This window comes from Aquitalea pelogenes (assembly GCF_041914625.1).
Lineage (GTDB): Bacteria > Pseudomonadota > Gammaproteobacteria > Burkholderiales > Chromobacteriaceae > Aquitalea > Aquitalea pelogenes.
Map to the genome: position 1 here is coordinate 282,811 of NZ_JAYSDA010000001.1, position 21,384 is coordinate 304,194.

Sequence of the window (21,384 nt, forward strand, 5' to 3'; positions counted from 1 at the left end):
GACTTTGGCTTATGCAGGATTTGTATTGCAATGCCAATACCGACCCGGCTGGCCCGGCGTTGGCTGGTCTTTACACTTGTTGACAGAATCATGATCAAAATTAACGATAATTAATAAACAAAACAATAAGATAGGAAGCTGACAACAGGGTGTCTGCGCATGTCAGACAAACAGAAGCGTGAAGATGGACCACAAGCAAGCACCAGCACCACAAATACAATTCGACATGATGGCACTCAGCCGCTGGCAGATCCGTCTGCTGCGGATGATGATTCCGCTTGTATTGCTATTGATCCTCATCCTGCCACCGTCCATCACGCCAACCCTGCTGCCCGCTGGCTGGCTGGGGCTGGCACCACTCACGCTGGGTATCCTGCTGTCCATGTTTCTGTGGTCGGGTTGTGGTTTTTTGCTCTGGGCCTTGTTCCGTGGCTGTGCCATGGCCAGTGCAGCGCAACAGCAGGAGCTGCAGCGGCTGTTTGCGGATCACCCGGAACTGCATGCCTACCGTGACCGGGTAGCAGCGCTGGGCCGTGGTTTTACCGTGGGCGAACATGAAACCCTGATGGCCTGGCCAGCCATGAAGGCAGCGATTGCTGACGATCTGGATTCGGCAATCTGAAATGCTGCACATGCCCGGCAGCATTTGCTCGCGGCAGGGTGTTTTGACGGAAGCTGCATGGGTATGCACTGGCAAATCGCTGTATAATCTGGCGTTTTTCATTTTTTGCACTACGCCACATGTCCAAAGCTCCTCGTATCGGTATGGTTTCCCTCGGCTGTCCCAAGGCTCAGAGTGATTCCGAACACATTCTTACCCGCCTGCGCGCGGAGGGTTATGAAATTTCCTCCTCCTATGACGGGGCTGACCTGGTGGTGGTCAACACCTGTGGTTTCATCGATTCGGCGGTGACCGAATCGCTGGATGCCATTGGCGAAGCGCTGAATGAAAACGGCAAGGTGATTGTTACCGGCTGTCTGGGTGCCAAGGATGGCGTGGTGCAGAATGCCCACCCGTCGGTACTTGCCGTCACCGGCCCGCACGCTACCGACGAGGTGATGGATGCGGTACACAACTACCTGCCCAAGCCGCACGACCCCTTTGTCGACCTGGTGCCGGATATCGGCATTCGCCTGACCCCCAAGCATTACGCCTATCTGAAAATTTCCGAAGGCTGCAATCACCGCTGCACCTTCTGCATCATCCCGTCCATGCGCGGCGATCTGGAAAGCCGTCCGGTACACGATGTACTGCGTGAAGCGGCCAATCTGGCCCGCGCCGGGGTGAAGGAGCTGCTGGTGATTTCGCAGGACACCTCGGCCTATGGCGTGGATGTCAAATACAAGCTGGGCTTCCACGACGGCCGTCCGGTGAAAACCCGCATGACCGAGCTGTGCGAGGAGCTGGGCAAGCACGGCATCTGGGTGCGCCTGCACTATGTTTACCCCTACCCGCATGTGGATGAAGTGATTCCGCTGATGCGCGACGGCAAGATCCTGCCTTACCTGGATATCCCGTTCCAGCATGCCAGCCAGAAAGTGCTGAAGCTGATGAAGCGTCCGGCCAACAGCGACAATGTGCTGGCGCGTATCAAGAAATGGCGCGAGATCTGCCCGCAGCTGGTGATCCGCTCCACCTTCATTGTCGGCTTCCCCGGCGAAACCGAAGAAGACTTCGAAGAACTGCTGCAATTCCTGCGTGAAGCCCAGCTGGACCGCGTGGGCTGTTTCACCTATTCCGCAGTCGAAGGCGCCACCGCCAACGACTTGCCGGATCAGGTGCCGGAAGACGTCAAAGAAGCGCGCAAGGAGCGCTTCATGGAAGTGCAGGCCGAAATCAGCGCCCGCAAGCTGGAAGCCCGTATCGGTCAGCGCCTGACCGTGCTGGTGGATGAAATCGACGACGAGGGTACTGCCATCTGCCGCAGCTATGCCGATGCGCCGGAAATCGACGGCCTGGTGTTTGTGGAAGATGCCACCGGTCTTGAAGCCGGCCAGTTTGTCGAGGTGGACATTGTCGATTGCAGCGAGCACGACCTGTGGGGCGAGCGCGTCTGATTCCGTGCTGCGGATGACAAGTTGAACAAACGGCGTTCCTGCGGGAACGCCGTTTTTGTTGCTGCAGCCTAGTCCTTGAACGCGGGCAGGCTCAGCGTGAAGCAGGCACCGCCATCCGGGTGATTGTCGGCGCTCAGTTGCCCGCCATGGCGTTCGACAATGCCATAGCTGATGGACAAGCCAAGCCCGGTGCCCTTGCCGATGGGCTTGGTAGTGAAGAAGGGGTCGAAGATCAGCGGCAAGGCTTCCTCGCTGATGCCGCTGCCATTGTCGTGCAGTTGCAGTTCCACGCTTTGTGCCTGACGGGTGATGCTCAGTTCCAGCCGGGGCTTCATGGTTTTTTCGATGGCATCAAACGCATTCTGGATCAGGTTCACCAGCACCTGTTGCAACTGGTTGGCCGAACCGCACACCCAGGCGGGGGCATCCAGCCCGATATTGATGACTTCCACCCGGAATGGCGCGGCACGGCTAACCCAGTGCAGCGCGCGCTGGGTAAGGTCGGCCAGATCCACCCGTTGCCGGGTATTTTCTTCCACCGCAGAAAAGCGTTTCAGTGCATCCACGATATGCCCGCTGCGCTCGGCTCCTTCCATCAGCCCCTCGCTGAGCGAGGGCAGGTCGGCAATCAGACGGTCGATTTTCAGCTCGATACGCAATGCCTGGTTTTCCGGACTCAGGTCATGGGCGTGAATGGCGTTCAGGTAACGGGTGAGCTTGGTGGCATAGCGTTGCATGGCATGGGCATTGCCCAGTACAAAACTGATGGGGTTGTTGAGTTCGTGCGCCACGCCCGCCACCAGCCGGCCCAGCGAGGCCATTTTCTCGGCTTGCACCAGCTGGGCCTGGGCGGATTTCAACGCCTGATGCGCTGCCTGCAGCTGGGCATAGGCGCGCTTGAGTTCGCCCACCGGCCGCCCGACAGCCACAAAGCCGCTGTAGCGCCCTTCACCGTCATACAGCGGGCTGACATTCCAGGTGACCGGTACCGGCTCGCCCTGCTGGCGGGGCAGGGCGATTTCCACATCCTGCACATCGCTGCGCCCGGCTGCCAGCATGCTGGCAATCTGCTGCTGGGCCTTGCTGTCCTGTACCAGTTCGGTCAGATCGCAGCCGACCAGTGCACTTTCCGACCGGCCGGTCAGCTGCAACATGGCGCGGTTGACCTGGCGCACCTTGCCCACGGTATCGCACACGATCAGCACGTCGGTCATCGCCGCCAGCACACCCTCGGTGAAGTGATGGGCCTCGGCCAGTTCCCGGTGTTTGGTCTCCAGCGTTTCCTGTGAGGCCACCAGTTCGCTGTACACCTCATCCATGCGCTGGATGACATCAATCCAGGCGGATTCGGCCAGTTCCTGTCCGGCTGCAGCAATGCTGTCGTCCGGCAGGCTGACTGGCGCATGCAGGGCATGGTGCGATACGGGCATGACGGCGGTTTCCTGTAAGGGGTGGTGGTTTCATCCAATGGATTGTCCGGCAGGCATGTCTGCCGGGCGAGAGCGGCGGCCTGGCGGTCCGGCTGTACTGATTTTATGCCGGGAGCCAGCTGCCCGGCATTTTTCTTTTGTTGTAGCGGCTCATTGCCGGCAAGACGCTGGGTTCTACCTGCATGTATGGTTTGCGTGTGGCGGTATCGGGCCGCTTGCCTTGGGCTGAGTGCTTTTCCTGTTCATCTGCAACCCCGTCAGGCCTGGCAAGGCCGGGCGGGGTTTTTTGATGGCAGCGCGGGCTTGCGGATGCCGTACGCTCAGTCGCATGGCATGATATGGCATTCACCATCACCGGACTCATACCATGTTTGCCCATGCTTTTGCCTACAAACAGTGGGCCGACCAGCGCACCTTGCAGGCCATCGCCACGCTGGATGCCACCCTTCAGTCAGCCACTATGGGGTTTGTCTGCCAGCAGCTCAATCACATGCTGATCGTGGAAGAGTTGTTCCGCGCCCGCTTGCTGGGCCTGCCTGCGCCGCATGCTGCCACCAACAGTGCGCAACTGCCTGAACTGGCCGAGCTGGAGCGCCGTCTGCTGGCGTCCGACGCCTGGTTTGCCAGCCATGTTGCCAGCCTGACGCCGGCAAGTGCGGCGGAAGTCATCCGTTTCGTGTTTGCCGATGGCCTGGCAGGCAGCATGAGCCGGGAGGAAATCCTGTTTCACATCCTCAATCACGGCACCTATCACCGTGGTGCCATTGGTCATGCGCTGGAGCAGGCCGGGGCACAGCGGCCGGCGGATACCTACACGCTGTATATCCATGCGGCCGAACCGCAACGCCGCTGGGCTTGAAGCGCATTGGCGTGACTGAACCCCCCTGGTGGCAGCTGGATTTGTCTGCTGACTCTTAGTGCGTGGTACACACCTGACAGGGGTCGAAGCTGCGCACGATGTGCTGCACGTGCAAGGCTTGCGGGTCGCTGGCTTCCACCCCTTCCAGCGCCTTTTCCAGCGGGCCGGGCAGGCCCTGGCTGTCGCGCGGCGAGAAATTCCATGTTGTCGGCGCGATGATCTGGTAGCGGCTGATGCGCCCGGCATCCAGTGCCACCCAGTGCCCCAGCATGCCGCGTGCCGCCTCGGTCAGGCCGATAGCCTGGCTGTGTTGTGGCTGGGTGGGGGTGGCCAGCTGGAAAGCGTCGTCCAGTTGTAATGCCGCCAGCCATTGTTCCATCTGCGGCACGATGCGTGCCACTTCGGTAAGGCGCGCCACCACCCGGCTCAGTACATTGCCACCATGTTCTGCCAACAGGGCAAGCAGCAGCGGCTCGCCACGCAGCAGGCCGCGTGCCAGTGCGCCGGTTTCGGCGGCGGCACCGGCAATGCGCGGGGCCTTGCTCCAGCTGTAGCCTTCGGCCTTGTCCGGCAGCGGTACCGTGTCGTTATGCAAGGGCGTTGCCGAACCCTCGCCAGCCAGCCAGCTGCTGTGGTTGTCCTCGCTGATGTCGTCCAGTTCCAGCGGCAGGCGACTGCCGTCCTGCCATACCCCGGCCGGGCTCCAGCAGCCATCCGGCGCGGCATAGGCATCGGCGGCAATGAAGCGGTCGTAGCTACGGCCCAGTTGGTGCAGTTGCAGCTTGTCGGCAATGTGCAGAAAACAGGCAAAGTCCGCCTTGGGGGCTTGCTCGCGGTAGTTTGCCAGTGCCTCTGCCGAGTCCAGTTCTACGATGGCTTCCAGCGGCAGGCCGAAGGTGTGCTGTTCCAGATAACGGCGGAAGGTGCGCAACCATTGCTGCAAGCGCACCCGTTCGGCCGCGCTCACCACCTTGGTGACGCCACCCGGTTGCAGGCACAGCGTGTGCGGCCAGTGACCGGCCAGGCTGCCCATGAAGCGCATCAGGATGGCGCGTGCCTCCAGCATGGGGGCGACGCTACTGCCGCGCTGGGCCTGGAAGCGGGCGAGGGTGTCTGCATGCCAGGGCCGGGACTGGTAGTCGGCGCGGGCAAAATCCGGCATGAAGAACAAATAGAAATGGCTGAGATGGTCGGCAATGTTTTCCACCGCATGGACCAGATTGCGCACATGCAGGCCATTGGCTGGCGGGCTGATGCCATACAGGGCAGACAGCGCATTGGCAGCCGCCACCGATTGCGATACCGAACAGATGCCGCAGATGCGCGGCACGATGGCTAGAGCGTCCAGCGGCTCGCGGCCCAGCAATATCCGTTCGAAACCGCGAAACAGCGGGGCGGTGACGCGGGCGGCGCTGACCTTGCCATCGGTAAAGTCCAGCGTGATGTTCAGATCGCCCTCGACACGGTTGAAGGGACCAAGAATGCGGCGGCTCATGCTTTGTTCTTTTTCGGCAGGGAGGGTGGCACGGTCAGGCGGTCGCGGGTGGCATTCTGCCGTACCCGGGCCGGCGTGGCGGATTTGGACAGCGTGGCCAGTGCGACAAACCAGGCCTTGGGCATGTCGGTGGGCAGGCCTACCGGGAAACCGGCCACCTGCGGTGTGCTGAAGAAACCATGGCCGGGGTCGGCAAAGTCCGGCGCAGTGCAGTTGATGCAGGGGTAGCCGCCGGTGAGGCAGGAACCCTCGCCATTCCAGCCACGGCTGTTGCAGTCGGCATGGGCCTGGGTGCCCTTGCAGCCCACGTGTTCCATCAGGCAGCCCATCTGGCCCGGTGCTGTGGCGCTGGCCTTGAATTCGTAGAATTCGTTCTTGTCGCAGCCGTGGTGTACCAGCTTGTCGGCGTAAAAACGCGGGCGGCCGAGCGGGTCGAGGTCGCTGGCCTTGAGGCTGTCACTGGCCAGCAAGGCCAGGGTTTCCAGTACCCAGCCCGGATGGGTAGGGCAGCCGGAGATGTTCACCACCGGCAGTCCGCCTACGGCGTGGAAGTCTCCGCCCAGCAGTCCGCCCGGATGATTGCCGCTGTGGTTCAGCCCCACCGCACCGGTCAGGTTGTCGCCCGCCGCGCTGATGCCGCCATAGGCAGCGCAAGTGCCCACGGCGATGACTTGCCGGGCGCGGCGCGCCAGTTGTTCGATCAGCGTGCTCATGCTTTGACCGTCCGGCAGCAGGTGGAAGCGCCCGGCGGCACCAGTCATTACCGATCCTTCCAGGCACAGCATGTCCAGCGGCTCGCTGCCATCGGCCAGGGCTTGCAGCAAGTGCATGGCTTCATCAAGGCTTTGCTCGGCAAAGCTCGGGTGCCAGATCAGCTCGATGCCGATGTCCTCCAGCGTGGTGAACAGGCTGGGTGATTCGGCATTCAGCAGCGACAGGGTACAGCCGCCGCAGCCACCGGATTGCAGCCACAGCAGGCGCTTATTTTTCGAGGCCATAGCGGGTCAGCTTGTTGCGCAGGCCGACGCGGGACAGTCCCAGCTCGGCCGCCGCGCGGGTTTTGTTCCAGCGCAGCCGGGTGAGGGTTTCGCGCAGGATTTGCTTTTCCAGTTCTTCCATGCGGGTTTTCAGATCGCCCGGCAGGCCGGAAAGAAAGGCCAGCTCGGCGACTTGCTCTTCGGCTGCCGCCTGCAGTACTTCGGCCGACAGCAGCTCGGCACCCAGCCGGTCTTCGTCGCTCAATACCAGCATGCGGTTGATCTCGTTGCGCAGCTGACGCACATTGCCCGGCCAGCGGTAGTCCTGCATGGCTTGCAGGGTATCCGCGCCAAAGTGGGCAGCCGGGCGCTGATAGTGCTGGCAGGCTTCTTCCAGCAGGCTGTGCGCAATCAGCGGAATGTCCTGTGGCCGGTCGCGCAGCGGCGGTACGCTGACGGTAAAGGCGGACAGGCGGTAGTAAAGGTCTTCGCGAAACTGACCGGCGCGTACCAGCTCGGCCAGTTGCTTGTTGGTGGCGGATACCACGCGCACATTCACCTTGAGCGGGCGCGGGCTGCCCACCGGGCGGATTTCGCCCTCTTGCAGCACGCGCAGCAGCTTGGCCTGGAAGGCGGGCGAGGTTTCGCCGATTTCATCCAGGAAAATGGTGCCGCCATCGGCTTGCTGGAACAGGCCGATGCGGTCCTGGTAGGCCCCGGTGAAGGCACCGCGCTTGTGGCCGAACAGCTCGCTTTCCAGCAGTTGTTCCGGCATGGCGGCGCAGTTTTCCACCACGAAGGGGCGGTCGCGGCGGTGGCTGGCATAGTGCAGTGCGCGCGCCAGCAATTCCTTGCCCACGCCGGATTCGCCTTCAATCAGTACGGCGATGTCAAACGGTGCCACCCGCGACAGCAGTGCGCAGATCTTGCTCATGCTGCTGTCCGGCGCACGCACGATATTGTCCATGGCCGAGCGTTCGCGCATTTGCTCGCGCTTGCTGTCCACCCGCACCTTGAGCCAGGGCTCGGACGATTTCAGCTCCACGTTCAGCAGTTCGTTTTCCTGCTGCAGGCGGAACAGCTCCACTGCGCCCTGCACGGTGAGCAGCAGCGATTCCGGCCGCCACGGCTTGAGCAGGTATTGATAGATACCCGCTTCGTTGACGGCGGCAATGATGTCGGCGTTGTCGGTGTAACCGGACAGGATGATGCGGATGACTTGCGGGCAGCGTTCGCGCACCTGCTTGAGAAACTCCACGCCGCTCATGTCCGGCATGCGCTGGTCGCTCACCACGACCTGAATGAATTCCGAATCCAGAATGGCCAGTGCCTCGGCAGCGCCATTGGCGGTAAACAGGGTGAAGTCGTCTTCCAGCGTGCGTTCCAGGGCTTCCAGAGAGCGGATTTCATCATCCACCAGCAAGATGGCGGGTTTGGCGCGCATTGTTGTTATTCCCCAAGGTGTGTTCGGTACGTTGTGTTTGCTATGGTGCGGGCAGGCCCGGCCTGTATGGTTGCTTGCAGTATCGGACAAGCACTCAACAAATGCGCGGCAGCATTTCGCCGCTCAGCCAGTCCAGCAGGCGTTCGCCGCCAAAATCGGTCTGCACCCGCACAAACTGGTGGGCATCGGCTACCACTTCGCCAATGATGGCCGCCTGTTGTCCCAGCGGGTGGGCATGCAGTGCCGCCAGCGCCGCGTTTGCCTCTGCTGCCGGGCAAATGGCCACCAGTTTACCCTCGTTGGCGATGTAGAGCGGGTCCAATCCCAGAAATTCGCAGGCGGCGCGCACGCTGGCCTGTACCGGAATGGCGCTTTCCTGCAGCCGCATGCCCACGCCGGACTGCTGGGCGATTTCGTTGAGCGTGGTGGCCAGGCCGCCACGGGTGGGGTCGCGCATCAGGCGCAGGCCGGGGCTGGCGGCCATCAGTGCGGCAGCCAGCGTGTGCAGGGCTGCGCTGTCGGACAGGATGGGGCTGGCAAAGCCTAGCCCTTCACGCTGTGACATCACCGCCATGCCATGATCGCCCAGCGTGCCGGAAAGCAGGATCACATCGCCGGGGCGAGCCTGATCGCCGGACAGGTTCACCCCGTCGGCCACCACGCCCACGCCGGTGGTGGAAATGAACACGCCATCGCCCTTGCCGCGTTCCACCACCTTGGTGTCGCCGGTGACAATGGCCACCCCGGCTTCACGTGCGGCGGCCGCCATGGAGCGCACGATGCGGGCCAGATCAGCCAGCGGCAGGCCTTCTTCCAGAATGAAACCGGCGGACAGATAAAGCGGCGTGGCACCGCCCATGGCCAGGTCGTTCACCGTGCCATGTACCGCCAGGCTGCCGATGTCGCCGCCGGGGAAGAACAAGGGCGAGATGACATGGCTGTCGGTGGCAATGGCGATGCGTCCGCCCGGTGGCGGCAGGATGGCCTGGTCATTACCCTGCGCCAGCCAGTCGTTGGCAAATTCGGCGGCAAACAGCTCGCTCACCAGCTGGGCCATGGCGCGGCCACCGCTGCCGTGGGTAAGGTTGACCAGACCGTGCTTGAGGTCGAGCGGACGGGTGTAGGGCTTGCTCATGCCGTGGCTCCCTGTACGAAACGGCCATAGTGGTAATGGGCGGCACAGGCCCCTTCGCTGGACACCATGCAGGAGCCCAGCGGGTTGTCCGGGGTGCAGACAATGCCGAATACCTTGCAGTCCTGCGGCTGCTTCTGGCCACGCAGGATGGCACCGCACTCACAGGCCTTGTGGTCCGGCACGTGACGATAGGGCAGGGCAAAGCGCAGCTCGGCGTCAAATTCGGCAAAGTCGGGGTGAATGGCCAGCGCGGAGTGCGGCACCTGGCCCAGGCCGCGCCATTCAAAGCTGTCGCGCAGCACCATGGTTTGCGCCACCCGCTCGCGGGCTTTCTGATTGCCTTCATGGGTGACGGCACGGGTAAACTGGGTTTCCACCTCGGTACGGCCCTGGTTGATCTGCTCCACCAGCATGGCCACCGCCTGCAGCACGTCCAGCGGTTCGAAACCGGCAATCACCACTGGCTTGGCAAACTCTGCGGCCACGGCGGCATAGGGTGCGCTGCCAATCACGGTGCTGACGTGGGAGGGGCCGATAAAGCCGTCCAGCTGCACCGCATCGCCTGCGGCCAGCAGATGGCGCATGGCGGGCGGGGTCAGTACGTGGTTGCAGAACACGCTGAAATTGGCCAGCTGTTCCTGCCGTGCCTGCAATAGCGCCAGTGCGGTGGGCGGGGTGGTGGTTTCAAAGCCGATGGCGAAAAACACCACCTGTTTGTGCGGGTTGTCGCGGGCAATCTGCAAGGCGTCATTGGTGGAGTACACCATGCGCACGTCAGCGCCCTTGGCACGCGCCTGGTACAGGCTCATCTTGTTTGATGCCGGTACGCGCAGGGTGTCGCCATAGCTGCACAGGATGACATCCGGACGCAGCGCCAGCTCGATGGCGGAATCCACCCGGCCGATGGGCAGCACGCACACCGGACAGCCGGGGCCGTGGATCAGCCTGATATTGTCCGGCAGCAAGCCGGTGAGACCGTAGCGGGCAATGGCGTGGGTGTGGCCGCCGCAGAACTCCATCAGCCGGTATTCACGCGCCGGGTCCACCAGACGGCTGATTTGCGCAGCCATGCCACGGGCAACATCGCCACGGCGGAATTCGTCTACATATTTCATGCCTGCTCCCCCGCTGCCAATTGATCCATCAAGGCCAGGGTGCGGGCGGCTTCTTCCGGGTCCAGTTTGCCGATGGCGTAACCGACATGCAGGATGACGTAATCGCCTTCCTGCGGGCTGTCGATCAGGGCGACCGAGACTTCACGGCTGACACCGTCCACGTCCACTACGGCCATCTCGTCGGGCAGTAGCTGGCTGATTCTTACCGGCATGGCCAGGCACATATTGTTTCTCCTTGTTATTGTGTTTGCGCTGCAAGGGCAGGCGCATCAGCGCCATTGCTGCGCATTACCCTGCAGCAGCCGCTGGCGGGCCACCCAGGCCTGACCCAGGCTCAGGCCGCCATCGTTGGGCGGCAGGGCATGGGCGGTGTGTACTTGCAGGCCGGCGTCACGCAGCAGCGGCAGCAGGCCTTGCAGCAATTGGCGGTTAGCGCAGCAGCCACCGGCCAGCACCAGTTGCCGTATGCCGGTGGTGCTGGCGGCACGTGCGGCCCAGTCGGCCAGCGCATGCGCCAGCGTGGCGTGCCACAGGCTGGCAATGGCCACCGGGTCGTGCAGTTGCAGCAACTGGCGCGCCAGCGGGGTGAGGTCGAGCAAATTGGCGGCAGACACCTGCCAGCCACCGGCCAGCGGCGCACAGGGCGCGGCCAGCGCTTCCAGTTTTTGTGCGGCCTCGCTCTCGAAGCTTTGTTCCGGGCAGATGCCAGTCAGGCCGGCAATGGCGTCGAACCAGCGGCCCATGCTGGTGGTGTCCGGACAGTTGAGCCCGGTTTCCAGCTGGCGCAGCAGCATGGGCAGGCCCGGGCGCTCGCTCAGGTGCTGCGGCAAGGGCAGCTCGCCGCTCAGCCGGTGCCACAAGCCCACCGCCATGCGCCAGGGCTCGCGCGCGGCCTTGTCGCCACCGGGCAGCGGCAAGGGGGTGATATGACCCATGCGCTCGCAACTGGCACCTTCCAGCATCATCAGTTCGCCGCCCCAGGCACCACCGTTCTTGCCCAGGCCATAACCATCCAGCGCCAGACCCAGCGTCGGGCCTTGCAAGCCATGCTCGGCGATGACCGCCGCCAGGTGGGCATGGTGGTGCTGCACCGGCAGCACTGCAATCCCCAGCTGCTGCGACCATTGTTGTGCCAGCTGGCTGGAAAAACTGTCCGGTTGCAGATCGCAGGCAATGGCCTGCGGACTGACGCCGGTCAGGTCCAGCAGATGCTGGGCGGTATGTTCCAGCGCCTCGCAACTGAGCGGGTGGTCCAGGTCGCCCACATATTGTGAGACAAAAGCCTCGTTGCCGCGCAGCACGGTGGCCGTGGTCTTGAGATAAGCGCCCAGCGCCAGCACGTCCGGCCCGCTGTCGGCCAGCGGCAATGGGTCCGGCACGAAGCCGCGCGCCCGGCGGAAGAACATGGGCTCACCGCCTTGCAGCGCCAGCACGCTGTCGTCGCAGCGGGTGACGATGCTGCGGTTGTGCAGCAGGAACACGTCGGCCACTTTGTTCAACCGTTCACGCGCTTCCTGATTGCTGGTGACAATGGGTTCGCCGGACAGGTTGGCACTGGTCATCACCCAGGTTTGCTCACAGGCTTGCTCGCGCCATTGCTCGCCTTGCGGGCGACCCAGTGCTTCGTGGAACAGCAGCCATTGCAGCGGGGTGTAGGGCAGCATCACGCCGATGGCGGCAATGCCGGGCGCGATGTCCGGCATCCGCTGGTCGGCTTCCGGTTTCTTTTGCAGCAGCACGATGGGCCGTTCCGGGCGTTGCAGCCAGGCGGCTTCCTGCGGGCTGACTTCACAAAAGGCGCGGACTGATTCCACATTGAGCGCCATCACTGCCAGTGGCTTGCCGGGGCGATGCTTGAGCTGTCGCAGCCGCGCCACGGCCTCAGGATTGGTGGCGTCGCACACCAGATGAAAACCGCCCAGGCCCTTCATGGCAATGCTGCGGCCCATCTGCAGGATCTGCCATGCGCCGTGCAGCGGGTCGCCATTCAGAGCAATGCCAAAGCGGTCGGTCAGTTGCAGCTGCGGGCCACAGTCCGGACAGGCGGTGGGTTCGGCATGAAAGCGGCGGCTGTGCGGGCTCTGGTATTCGCTGCGACAGGTCGGGCACAGCAAGAAGGGCAGCATGCTGGTGTTGGCCCGGTCGTAGGGCAGGCGATGGGTGACGGTGTAGCGCGGGCCGCAATCGGTACAGTTGATGAAGGGGTAGCGATAGCGGCGGTCAGCGGGGTTGAACAATTCGGCGAGGCAGGCCGGACAGGTGGCGCTGTCGGCAGGCAGGCGTGCCTGGGTGGTGCTGCCGCTGCTGCTGCGTATTTCAAAGCCGTCTTCGTCCGGCAATGGGTCCAGCAGGGTTTGCTGCATGCTGTCGATCTGCGCCAGTGGCGGCAGGTGCTGTTGCAGTTGCAGCTGGAAGGCGGCCAGCTGGCTGCTGCTGCCTTGCAGTTCCACCGTTACGCCCTCGCCACTGTTGTGTACAAAGCCGGACAGGCCTTCCGCCTGGGCGGTGCGCCAGATGAAGGGACGGAAGCCCACTCCCTGAACCCGGCCGCGGATGGCCAGTCGCAAGCGTTGTGTCGGCATGATTCAGCGGCGCTCCTGCAATTGCTGTTCCAGCGCGGCAATCTGCTGGCGCAGGCGGGCCACTTCACGCTGCTTCACCAGCTGGGCATCGTTCATTTCCAGCAACAGCCAGTCAATCCACAGGTCCATGCCGTCGCCGCTCTTGCTGGACAGCTGCAATACCTTGATTTTGGGGTTGATGCGCCGCGCGTTGGCAATGCACACGTCCACGTCGAAATCCAGATGGCGCAGCAGGTCGATCTTGGTCAGCAGCATGATGTCGGCGGCGGCAAACATGTCCGGATACTTCAGCGGTTTGTCCTCGCCTTCGGTCACGGAGAGGATGGCCACCTTGTGTGCCTCGCCAAGATCGAAAGCGGCCGGGCACACCAGATTGCCGACGTTTTCGATCAGCAACAGGCTGTCGTCCGCCGGGTTCAGCTGTTCCAGCGCCTGGCCCACCATGTGGGCGTCCAGATGGCAGCCCTTGCCGGTGTTGATCTGGATGGCCGGTGCGCCGGCCGCGCGGATGCGCTCGGCATCGTTGCTGGTTTGCTGGTCGCCTTCCACCACGTATACCAGGGTGTCGCTGCCCAGCTGGCGGATGGTTTCGGCCAGCAGGGTGGTTTTGCCCGAACCGGGGCTGGACACCAGATTCAATGCAAAGATGCCGCGGTCGCGCAGCCACTGGCGGTTTTGCGCGGCATAGCCATCGTTCTTGGACAGGATGTCCTGCTCGATCTTCACCATGCGCGCCTGGCTCAGGCCCGGCGCATGGGCATGGGCCGCGCCCTGACCGTAATGCAGCGCCGCGCCACCCGCCTGCTGGCTGAGCGTGGGCTGATGTTCTGCCGCCTGGCCTGCCGGGCTTGCCGGTGCCGGGCGGGCGTGGACATGATGATGGTCGTGGTCGTGGTCGTGGTCGTGGTCGTGGTCGTGGTCGTGGTCGTGGGAATGGCCATGATCATGCGCATGGTGCGGGCGATACGGAAACTTCACGCCGCCGGGAGCCCGGCCTTCAATCTTCACATTGCCTTTGCTGCAGCCGCAAACGGTACACATTGCTGCCTCTCCTTGTTTTTCATTCTGATGGCAGCGGCCGGTGGCCACTTGCCGGTATTCATGGGGCGGGGCTTATTCCACTTCCAGTTCGCTGACGCGCATTTCATCGCCACCGGTTACTTGCACCTGATGCTTGCCGCACAGTGGGCAGGCATCAAAGCGGGCATGGACGGCCACGCGCTGGCTGCAGGCCAGGCACCAGCCTTCACCGGGCTGGCGCACAAAGTGAAAGCGCGCGCCATCGGCCAGCGTGTCGCGGCTGACCACTTCCAGGCAAAAATCCAGGGCTTCCACTTCCACTCCGGCCAGCTCGCCTATGCTCAGCCACACCTGTTTGACCCGGCTGAAGTCCTGGGCCCTGGCTTGGTCCTCCAGCAACTGGACGATGCCTTCGGCCAGTGACATTTCATGCATATTCGGTTTCCTTGCTCACGCTGTATGCCACACAGGGGTCGATCAGGCTGATCTGGCGCTGCCATTCTGCGGTATTGGCCTTGGCCAGAAAACCCAGGCTTACCCGCAATACCCCTTCCGGATGCGCATGCCACAGCGTGGGCGGCAGCACCCGGTAACGGCTGATGCGGCCTGCTGCATCCAGCGCCGCCAGATGCAGCAGCGGCCCGCGTGCGGTTTCCACCAGCGCCAGCGCGCCATCGGGCAGGCTGGCGACACTGGCTTGCAGTTGCTGTGTGCCGCTCAGCCAGCGCGCCAGTTGCAGCAGCCGCGCCAGCAGCCGTGCACGCGGACGCAAATTCATTTCCAGCATGCCGGGCAGTTGATCCGCCTCGCGTGCCAGTGCGCTCACTTCACATGCCTGTCCCTGCCACACCGGCCCGCCGGGACGCAGCCAGTCGGCCAGATGCGCCGCCAGCATGCCAGCGCCAAGCGGGGGCAGCAGCGTACAGCCCGGCAGCGGCTGATCCAGCATGCGCAGCCAGCGTGCCGGTGCGGTATCGCCTTGCATCAGCCAGGCCAGCCAGCCGTCTTCGCCGCGTTGCAGCCAGTGCTGGCAGTCTTCGCCGTAGACAAAGGCTTCGGCCAGACTGCGCAGGGTGGGCAGATCCTGTGCCGTGCGCCATTGTGCGGTCCACTGTGCCGCCGCCGGTGCGCCATCAAAAGCCTGCGACCAGTCCAGCAGCAGCTTGCGCAGGGTTTCCCGCACGGCTTCCAGTGTCAGCGTGGCATGCTGTTCATCACTTGCCGTGGCCTGCTGACCGGCTGCCTGTTGCAACACCAGTCGGGCGGCCAGGCTCTGCGCCCTGGCACACAGGGTGAACAACAGGGGCGTCATGGCCTCGACCTGTGCCACGGATTGGCCGATGAACAGGCGCTCGGCCTCCATGCGCGGCCAGCTTACGCGAACGGCAGTCGTGCTGTCCTTGTTCTGGCTCAGGACAATGTGAATCCGGTCGGTATTCATCGGCTCAGTCCAAACAGGCGACGGCGGGACATATCCGGTGCGGCGGGCTGTGCCGGTGGAAACAGCAGCTTGAGTACTTCTTCCGCCGTAGCACAGGCGCTGGCCTGATCGGCAAATTGCAGCACCGGCGAAAACAGCGAGCACAGCCGGTAGTCGCCCAGTGCGTCTTCATGGCCAGCCATGAAGGGCAGGGCGTCACCCGGCAGTTGCACCACCACCTCGCCCCCCGGTGGCACCGGCGGCAGGCTGTCGGCTGCGGCAGGCAGCAGCAACAGGTTCATGAACCAGGGGGTGAGCAGCACGCCCACCCATAGCTGGCCATGCGGGCCGTCCCACTGCTGAAAGCCGATGGCCTGTACCTGCAAGGCCGGGTTGAGGATGGGAATGCCCTGCATGCGGGTGTCGGCAATCTGGCGGAACAGCTGTTCCAGCCGGGGGCCGGGGTTGTGGGCTGGGTTCATGCCGGGCTGTCCAGCACCATGAACTGGTCGCGTGCGCCATCGCATACCGGGCAGCGCCAGTGTTCCGGCAGGGCGGAAAACGGCGTGCCGGGCGGAATCTGCCATACATCGTCGCCCTGGGCCGGGTCGTACACCCACCAGCAGATCTTGCATTCCATGCGCGCATCGTCCGCCAGGCTGGCGTCGCGTCCCAGATAGGAGCCTTCAAAGCGCCCGTCCATCAGTATTCCCCTTGCAACCACTGCCAGGCTTCCTGCAGGCGGTCCAGCGAGTCGGCCAGATCATCCTCCGAGGCCAGCGCCACTTCCGGAATGCGGGTGATTTCCAGCGTATCCAGCAAGATGCTGTTCATGCCGTTGAAGTACTGCACGCGCCAGACATTGCGTAGCGAGGTGGCCATGATGCGGCATTTGCCATAGCCACGGGAAAACACCCCGCTATTGCCCGGCCCCAGGATGGCATCCAGGCAGTCCATGTCGGCCGGGCTCATCGGCAGCAAGGAAAAGTTGATGATATGGGCCTCGCTGCCGGGGTTTTGCATGGCGGCGGCAATTTCGGTCAGTACCGGCCCGGCATTCATCAGCTGGTCGGGCAGGGTGGGGATGTCCAGCTCACCTTTGCCAAACGCGCGGGCAGCCTGCCATACGGCGGCGGGAATCGGGCAGGCTTCAATGCGGTCGGCCAGCAGCTGGCCATCGGCGCTGCTTTCCAGCACGCGCCAGATACCGGCGAACACCGACTCCTGCATGTCCAGTTCGCGGCCGTCCAGCAGTTTCACCCGACAGGACACCTCGCCTTCGCCCAATAGCTGGTTGATCAGCTGGCGGTTGGCGGCATCAAGCTGGCTGATGTCCTGCACCGGGTAAACCTCGGCATCACCCTGATAGCCCTGCAACTGGGCAATCAGCTCGGCAATCACCTGTTTGGCGGCATGCAGGTGTTCCACCTCTTCCGAGGTGGGCAGGGTGGGCTGGTCGAAGCTGTCGATTTCACGCGGCAGCGGCATGTAGGCCAGGTCCGGGTCTTCCGGTTGCGAGCCGGGGCCAAGGCCCACCACGGCGACGGGGAAGGGTTTGATGTTCATGCGCAACCTTTCTCGCTGCTGGCACTGGTGACCGGAATGCCGACCGAAGGCGGGCGACGGGTGGTGGCGGTGAGCTTGTCGGCAAAGCTGTGCACGATGTCCGGCCAGTCCTGCAGGCCGGCGATGATGCCCACGTATTCGCCCTGACGCAGAAACAGCAGGGCGGGGAATTTCAGGATGCCAAAGCGTTTGGCAATGGCCTGGCTGGCTGGCAGGTCGGCATAGGCTACGTGGAAGGTGCCGGCGGGGAATTCGCGCAGCACTTCCGGCACGATCACCACATTGTCCAGCACTTCCGGGTATTTCACCGGGTCGGCATTCAGCATCACGATCAGGTTTGGCGTGGCAGCGGCCAGCGAGTCCAGGCTGGCGGCATCAACGGCCTGGTAGCCGCTGTCAGCCAGCCGTTGCAGCAGATTGTCTTGCGGGTTGCTCATCAGGAGGTTTTCCTTTGTGCGTCCAATTGCGCCTGCAGATGCGGTGGCAGCTGCGGTTCGCGCTGATTGAGGTCGGCCAGATGGATGGCCGGGTCGAAACGGCCGTTCATGGCGGCATCCAGTGCGGCCAGCGCGTCCAGAATGTCGGCCGCACGTTCGGCGCTTAGCACCTCGCGTGCCGCGCCCATGAATACCAGCAGCCAGTCACCGGGCTGTACTGCGCCCACCAGCGACAGGTCTACCGTTTGCCATTGCCCTGCGTGCTGGCAGTCGGCCTCCAGTTCGTGACAGCGTTCCACTTGCATGGGGATGCCCAGACACATCAGCCTTCTCCTTGCAGCACGCGGTCGTCGCCAATGCGGCAGGCCAGCTCGGCTGACGGGCGTTCGTCTTCATAGCGCTGCATGTCCAGGCTGGCGTGATTCAGCCGGTCGTCGTCCTGGCGGGGTGACAGGCTGACGCCCCAGTCCTGCAACTGCTGCACGGCCAGCGCAATGGCCGGTTCCAGCTGTGCACGCACCGGCTCGGTCAGGCTGCCACCATAGTCTTCCAGCTGCACCGGCTGTACGCCGATCAGCACAATCTGGCCGGGCAGGTTGCCCTTGAGGTCGGCCAGTGCCAGCACCTCGGAAAACCCGGTCTGGTGCAAGCTCATTTTCTTGGCGGTGAGATAGGCCGGTACGGCATCGTCGCGGTACACCTTGAGCGTGCCGGGCGTGAGGCCAAAGTCGATGGCGTCAAACAGGATCAGCCGGTCCGCTTCTTCTACATAGGGCAGCAGCAACAGGCCTTGGGTGCCACCGTCCACAACGTCGACGTTGGCAGGGAGCTGGTAGCGGGCAAACAGCTGCTCGGCGGCGCGTACGCCAAAGCCTTCGTCAGCCCAGAGCAGGTTGCCCAGCCCCATGATGGTGATGTGTGCGGTGTGCATGGTTTCGATACTGCTGTAACGGAATGGGTTACAGATCAAGATTCATGCCAGTGCCGGGCTTGCAGGGAATGTGTGTCAGATCAGGGGCTTGAGGCATATTCCATACGCGATGCAAGGACATAGCCCTGACAAATGGAAAGTAAAAGTGCAAACCATCTAACCAGTAGTGATCAGGTAGCTGCCGTGCATGGAGGCGTTCCCGGCAATGGACATGGCTGATTCGGGAATGGCGCCAGCTGGCGGTGAAAACCACGCTGGGCATGCCACTGGTCGAGGAAGGCTGCGGCAGTCCCGGATGCAGCGCCAAACACCTTGCCATTGGGGCTGGCGGCGCAGTGGATGACGATCAGCTTGATGGTGCGGGACACGATATTTCCTCATGCAGGATATGAGGCAAATCGTAGGGAAGGTCAGGGGGAGGGGAGTTGGAGAGGGGTTCGGTACAGCCAGGTGGCGATGAGTGATATCTGAGATTGGTAGCCCGCAAAGTCATTGCATTTTCATGCAATATGGGTATCGCCATGGCAAGGCATGTCAGACTGCTAGTAATCGGAAAGAGTCAGCTTTCGACCAGGAGCGTTGATACGAAGCCAAGGTCTCAAATTCGGCCAAAGCGGACGTTCGAGCTCCAGATGAACTGTGGCCACTAACCGATTGGAAGCGGCCACAAAAGTATAGAGCAAACGTGGGGCAATTCATTCCGCCAGTCGCCAGGGTACACAAGATGTGACTTTGTCACTTGATTGCTAGTACCTCAGACTCACTGGGCTGCCATCCACCGCCAAGTGCTTTGAAGGCTGCAACCGCTGCACGTGCTGCTTCAGTTTTGGCTTGTGCTTGTGCGTCAGAGGCGCGCAGCAGGTTTTCATCAGCCTGTAGAACCTCGATCAGACTGACTATCCCTTTTTGATACGCGGCAAACGAAGCGGATCGGGCGCGGCTGAGCGAGTCCACTCCCCTTGCCAGGACGGTAACTTGCTCCTCACGTTTAACCAAGGCTGAGAACGCGTTTTCGACATCCTCAGTTGCATGCAGCGCGGCCAGTCGATAAGCGGCCAGCATTTCGGCCTCCTGACCCTTGGCTTGGTCAATCTGCGCGTTGATGCGGCCAAAATCGAACAAGCGCCAACGCAGCCCCAGCACGCCGGAGGCCTGGCTGGCACCACTGGTGAACAGATTGCTGGAGGATACCGCCGTGGCACTACCCATCAGCCCACTTAATGACAACTTGGGGTAGTACTCGGCAATCGCCACGCCAATACGCGCATTGGATGCAGCCAGGCGGCGCTCGGCCACAATCAGGTCTGGCCGCCGCCGTAGCAAGTCGGCCGGAGATCCAGTGGCGGTGATTTGAGGAACGGTCGGAATGGCACTCACAGTGGCCAGCTCGGCACGATGGGTGCCGGGGGGCGAGCCCAGCATTACATCCAAGGCATTCATGGCGGCATCCAGACCGGTCTCAAGCACCGGCACCGAGGACTGGACCTGCGCCAGCGCCCCCTCTTCCTGGTTCACCTGCAGTTCAGCGACCAAGCCTTTGCTATACAGCAACTGGATGGTATCAAGCAGTGCTTGCTGCTTTTCAACCTGTTGACGCGCAACAGCCAAGCGGGTTTGCAAGCCGCGAATGCTGATGTAGATATCGGCCGTCTGGGCTGCTACCGCCAAGCGGGTGGCAGTCGCACCAGCCTGCGAAGCCTGATACTCGGCCAGCGCCGCTTCGCGGCCACGACGCAAGCCGCCAAACACATCCAGCTCCCAACTAGCGCCAAGATCAGCCTCGTAGTTATTGCCATAACGGTTGAAACCAGGCTGCGCATTCAAGACTTGCCCTAAAGGCGCTTCAACCGATTGGTAAGCTCTGGCGGCTTGTCCACTGATATTACCGGCGGGCAACAGCGCTGCATTGGCCGCCCCCAAGCCTGCCCGTGCTTGCAGCACGCGTGCCGAGGCTTGTGCCAGATCGAGGTTCTGCTCCAGCGCCAACATGACGTATCGACTCAGTTGCGCATCGCCAAAGCCCGCCCACCATGCTGCCAGGTCGGCATTGGTGGTGGCATGCCGCTGCTCCACTGCGGCAGCACCCATATACCGTTCCGGCATCGTCGGGTTGGGCCGGACGTAATCGGGGCCAACGGCACAGCCGGTCAACAAACTGGCGGCAACAAGCAAGGCGAGAGGATGTTTTGCTAGCACGGGCGACTCCGGAGTAAAATGAACTTTAGTGACCATAATACATAATAGTCACCGATTGTCAATTTTTGAGCACGTCTGTAAGCTACTAGCCATGAAAAATGCACACACATCCCCGAACGCAGCACGTGGCCCGGCGGATCACGAAGTCCGCGATCAAATCGTCACTGCCGCCACCGAGCATTTCAGCCTCTATGGTTATGAGAAAACCACGGTGTCTGACCTTGCCAAAGCCATCGGCTTTTCCAAGGCCTATATCTACAAGTTCTTTGAATCCAAGCAAGCCATTGGCGAGATGATTTGCAGTAACTGCCTGCGCGAGATCGAAGACGATGTCAAAGCGGCAGTTGACGCAGTGGAAGGCCCGCCAGAAAAGCTGCGGCGTATGTTTAAAACCATTGTGGAATCAAGCTTAAGACTGTTTTTTCAGGATAGAAAGCTGTATGAAATTGCAGCGTCTGCGGCGGGTGAGCGCTGGCCGGCTACCATTACTTACGAGGAACGCATTCGCAATTTGTTGCAAGACATTGTGCAACAGGGTCGGCTCAGCGGCGACTTCGAACGCAAAACGCCACTGGATGAAACCACCACGGCAATTTTCCTGGTGATGCGGCCCTTTCTACACCCCCTGATATTGCAATACAGCTTTGATTACACCGAAGAAGCCCCGGCCCAGCTTTCCAGCCTGGTACTACGCAGCCTGTCGCCGTGAAGCTACACTT

Annotated in this window: 23 protein-coding genes; 4 read left to right on the forward strand and 19 right to left on the reverse strand. The window is 62.4% G+C overall.

Annotated features, from left to right (window positions below):
* Window positions 1–184 precede the first annotated feature (184 nt).
* Together ACE3SE_RS01435 and rimO are read left to right on the forward strand one after the other, a co-directional pair.
* Window positions 185–622: a hypothetical protein gene (locus ACE3SE_RS01435; RefSeq protein WP_131359344.1), complete on the forward strand. Its 438-nt coding sequence runs from the start codon at window positions 185–187 to the stop codon at window positions 620–622.
* 119 nt (window positions 623–741) lie between these two features.
* Window positions 742–2,058 (forward strand): 30S ribosomal protein S12 methylthiotransferase RimO, encoded by a 1,317-nt coding sequence (gene rimO, locus ACE3SE_RS01440; protein WP_062788522.1) that lies wholly within the window; start codon window positions 742–744, stop codon window positions 2,056–2,058.
* A gap of 68 nt (window positions 2,059–2,126) precedes the next feature.
* Here rimO and ACE3SE_RS01445 read toward each other — a convergent pair whose 3' ends face one another.
* Window positions 2,127–3,488, reverse strand: a complete 1,362-nt coding sequence (locus ACE3SE_RS01445; protein WP_374553479.1) for a PAS domain-containing sensor histidine kinase — start codon at window positions 3,486–3,488, stop codon at window positions 2,127–2,129.
* Window positions 3,489–3,855: 367 nt separating this feature from the next.
* Here ACE3SE_RS01445 and ACE3SE_RS01450 point away from each other — a divergent pair, with 367 nt between their 5' ends.
* Window positions 3,856–4,347, forward strand: a complete 492-nt coding sequence (locus ACE3SE_RS01450) for a DinB family protein (protein ID WP_374553481.1) — start codon at window positions 3,856–3,858, stop codon at window positions 4,345–4,347.
* Window positions 4,348–4,402: 55 nt separating this feature from the next.
* Here the strand turns inward: ACE3SE_RS01450 and ACE3SE_RS01455 are convergent, their stop codons facing one another.
* The 18 genes from ACE3SE_RS01455 to ACE3SE_RS01540 all read right to left on the reverse strand — a co-directional run bounded on the left by ACE3SE_RS01455 (window position 4,403) and on the right by ACE3SE_RS01540 (window position 20,665).
* On the reverse strand, window positions 4,403–5,842 hold the full coding sequence (locus ACE3SE_RS01455; protein WP_374553483.1) for a nickel-dependent hydrogenase large subunit: 1,440 nt from the start codon (window positions 5,840–5,842) through the stop codon (window positions 4,403–4,405).
* On the reverse strand, window positions 5,839–6,840 hold the full coding sequence (locus ACE3SE_RS01460; protein WP_374553485.1) for a hypothetical protein: 1,002 nt from the start codon (window positions 6,838–6,840) through the stop codon (window positions 5,839–5,841). Before ACE3SE_RS01460 ends, ACE3SE_RS01455 begins: the two co-directional genes overlap by 4 nt.
* Entirely contained in the window at window positions 6,824–8,263 is a 1,440-nt protein-coding gene (locus ACE3SE_RS01465; RefSeq protein WP_374553487.1) for a sigma-54-dependent transcriptional regulator, read from the reverse strand. The genes ACE3SE_RS01460 and ACE3SE_RS01465 overlap by 17 nt, the downstream gene beginning before the upstream one ends.
* 94 nt (window positions 8,264–8,357) lie before the next feature.
* On the reverse strand, window positions 8,358–9,398 hold the full coding sequence (hypE, locus tag ACE3SE_RS01470; protein WP_374553489.1) for a hydrogenase expression/formation protein HypE: 1,041 nt from the start codon (window positions 9,396–9,398) through the stop codon (window positions 8,358–8,360).
* Complete coding sequence (gene hypD / locus ACE3SE_RS01475; RefSeq protein ID WP_045845136.1) at window positions 9,395–10,513, reverse strand: hydrogenase formation protein HypD; 1,119 nt, start codon at window positions 10,511–10,513, stop codon at window positions 9,395–9,397. Before hypD ends, hypE begins: the two co-directional genes overlap by 4 nt.
* Complete coding sequence (locus ACE3SE_RS01480) at window positions 10,510–10,737, reverse strand: HypC/HybG/HupF family hydrogenase formation chaperone (RefSeq protein WP_045845135.1); 228 nt, start codon at window positions 10,735–10,737, stop codon at window positions 10,510–10,512. The genes hypD and ACE3SE_RS01480 overlap by 4 nt, the downstream gene beginning before the upstream one ends.
* Window positions 10,738–10,782: 45 nt before the next feature.
* Window positions 10,783–13,095, reverse strand: a complete 2,313-nt coding sequence (gene hypF / locus ACE3SE_RS01485; protein ID WP_374553491.1) for a carbamoyltransferase HypF — start codon at window positions 13,093–13,095, stop codon at window positions 10,783–10,785.
* Window positions 13,096–13,098: 3 nt separating this feature from the next.
* On the reverse strand, window positions 13,099–14,136 hold the full coding sequence (gene hypB, locus ACE3SE_RS01490) for a hydrogenase nickel incorporation protein HypB (RefSeq protein ID WP_374553493.1): 1,038 nt from the start codon (window positions 14,134–14,136) through the stop codon (window positions 13,099–13,101).
* 72 nt (window positions 14,137–14,208) lie between these two features.
* Window positions 14,209–14,550 carry a hydrogenase maturation nickel metallochaperone HypA gene (gene hypA, locus ACE3SE_RS01495; RefSeq protein WP_374553495.1) on the reverse strand — a complete coding sequence of 114 codons (342 nt, stop codon included), beginning with the start codon at window positions 14,548–14,550 and terminating at the stop codon, window positions 14,209–14,211.
* The gene (locus ACE3SE_RS01500) at window positions 14,543–15,556 is read right to left on the reverse strand and encodes a hypothetical protein (RefSeq protein ID WP_374553497.1); all 1,014 of its coding nucleotides are present in this window, start codon (window positions 15,554–15,556) and stop codon (window positions 14,543–14,545) included. The genes hypA and ACE3SE_RS01500 overlap by 8 nt, the downstream gene beginning before the upstream one ends.
* Window positions 15,553–16,017, reverse strand: a complete 465-nt coding sequence (gene hybE / locus ACE3SE_RS01505; RefSeq protein ID WP_374553499.1) for a [NiFe]-hydrogenase assembly chaperone HybE — start codon at window positions 16,015–16,017, stop codon at window positions 15,553–15,555. The genes ACE3SE_RS01500 and hybE overlap by 4 nt, the downstream gene beginning before the upstream one ends.
* Complete coding sequence (locus ACE3SE_RS01510; RefSeq protein WP_045845133.1) at window positions 16,014–16,238, reverse strand: rubredoxin; 225 nt, start codon at window positions 16,236–16,238, stop codon at window positions 16,014–16,016. Before ACE3SE_RS01510 ends, hybE begins: the two co-directional genes overlap by 4 nt.
* Entirely contained in the window at window positions 16,238–17,101 is an 864-nt protein-coding gene (locus tag ACE3SE_RS01515; protein WP_062789289.1) for a hydrogenase expression/formation protein, read from the reverse strand. The genes ACE3SE_RS01510 and ACE3SE_RS01515 overlap by 1 nt, the downstream gene beginning before the upstream one ends.
* A complete protein-coding gene (locus tag ACE3SE_RS01520) occupies window positions 17,098–17,538 on the reverse strand; it encodes a hypothetical protein (protein ID WP_374553501.1) in 441 nt (146 codons plus the stop codon). The genes ACE3SE_RS01515 and ACE3SE_RS01520 overlap by 4 nt, the downstream gene beginning before the upstream one ends.
* A complete protein-coding gene (locus ACE3SE_RS01525) occupies window positions 17,538–17,861 on the reverse strand; it encodes a HypC/HybG/HupF family hydrogenase formation chaperone (protein WP_062789284.1) in 324 nt (107 codons plus the stop codon). The genes ACE3SE_RS01520 and ACE3SE_RS01525 overlap by 1 nt, the downstream gene beginning before the upstream one ends.
* Window positions 17,861–18,469 (reverse strand): HyaD/HybD family hydrogenase maturation endopeptidase, encoded by a 609-nt coding sequence (hybD, locus tag ACE3SE_RS01530; RefSeq protein ID WP_062789301.1) that lies wholly within the window; start codon window positions 18,467–18,469, stop codon window positions 17,861–17,863. The genes ACE3SE_RS01525 and hybD overlap by 1 nt, the downstream gene beginning before the upstream one ends.
* A 170-nt stretch (window positions 18,470–18,639) precedes the next feature.
* On the reverse strand, window positions 18,640–18,837 hold the full coding sequence (locus tag ACE3SE_RS01535) for a hypothetical protein (RefSeq protein ID WP_374553503.1): 198 nt from the start codon (window positions 18,835–18,837) through the stop codon (window positions 18,640–18,642).
* A 367-nt stretch (window positions 18,838–19,204) separates the two neighbouring features.
* A complete protein-coding gene (locus ACE3SE_RS01540) occupies window positions 19,205–20,665 on the reverse strand; it encodes an efflux transporter outer membrane subunit (RefSeq protein WP_374553504.1) in 1,461 nt (486 codons plus the stop codon).
* Between the two features lie 55 nt (window positions 20,666–20,720).
* On the opposite strand from ACE3SE_RS01540, the gene ACE3SE_RS01545 reads away from it, so the two are divergent.
* Window positions 20,721–21,374: a TetR/AcrR family transcriptional regulator gene (locus tag ACE3SE_RS01545; protein ID WP_374553506.1), complete on the forward strand. Its 654-nt coding sequence runs from the start codon at window positions 20,721–20,723 to the stop codon at window positions 21,372–21,374.
* Window positions 21,375–21,384 lie beyond the last annotated feature (10 nt).